At 66.7% G+C, this 901-nt stretch carries 1 pseudogene (cut by a window edge); it reads left to right on the top strand.

The window, feature by feature from the left end:
• Window positions 1-901: pseudogene (locus tag ALLO2_RS22925) on the top strand (AMP-binding protein); its annotated part runs 1,341 nt beyond the window's last position; the annotation flags it as partial.

The raw sequence follows: 901 nt of genomic DNA, 5'->3' as shown, positions 1-901 counted from the left end.
GGCTCTCCCGTGTTGTCGGTGGTGGAGGTGGCGGCGGAGGATGTGCCGTTGTTGCTGCGGGCGGAGGTGGGGCGGGGTTTTGATGTGGGGCGGGAGTTGCCGTGGCGGGTGTCGTTGTTCGTGGTGTCCGCGCGGGAGCATGTTCTGGTGGTGGTGGTGCATCATATTGCGGCGGATGGCTGGTCGATGGGGGTGTTGGGGCGTGATTTGTCGGCGGCGTATGCGGCGCGGTTGTCGGGGCGGGCGCCGTCGTGGGNGGGGNTGCCGGTGCAGTATGCGGATTATGCGTTGTGGCAGCGTGCGGTGTTGGGGAGTGAGTCTGATCCGGGTAGTTTGTTGAGTGCGCAGTTGGGGTATTGGCGTTCTGCTTTGGCGGGTCTTCCGGTGGAGTTGGTGTTGCCGGTGGATCGGCCGCGTCCGGCGGTGGCGAGTTATCGGGGTGGGGCGGTGCCGGTGCGGGTGGGTGCGGGGGTGCATGGGCGGTTGGTGGAGGTGGCGCGGGCGGGGCAGGCGACGTTGTTCATGGTGGTGCAGGCGGCGGTGGCGGTGTTGCTGTCGCGGTTGGGTGCGGGGGTTGATATTCCGGTGGGGACGGCGGTGGCGGGTCGGGGTGCGGCGGCGTTGGATGATCTGGTCGGGNTTTTTGTCAATACGTTGGTGTTGCGGGTCGGTCTTGGTGGTGATCCGTCGTTTGCTGAGGTGGTGGGTCGGGTGCGTGAGGTGGATCTGGCTGCCTATGNGCATCAGGATGTGCCGTTTGAGCGGTTGGTGGAGGAGGTGCAGCCGGTTCGTTCGTTGGCCCGGCATCCGTTGTTCCAGGTCATGCTGACCTTCCAGAACGCTCCCCGGACCTCGGGCTGGGAACTGCCCGGGCTNNNGGTNNNNCNGNNCNGNNCNGGNG

This window comes from Frankia sp. Allo2 (genome assembly GCF_000733325.1).
GTDB classification, from domain to species: domain Bacteria; phylum Actinomycetota; class Actinomycetes; order Frankiales; family Frankiaceae; genus Frankia; species Frankia casuarinae.
The sequence above is the reverse complement of the archived record's forward strand: the minus strand, read 5'-3'. Positions and strand labels throughout refer to the sequence as shown.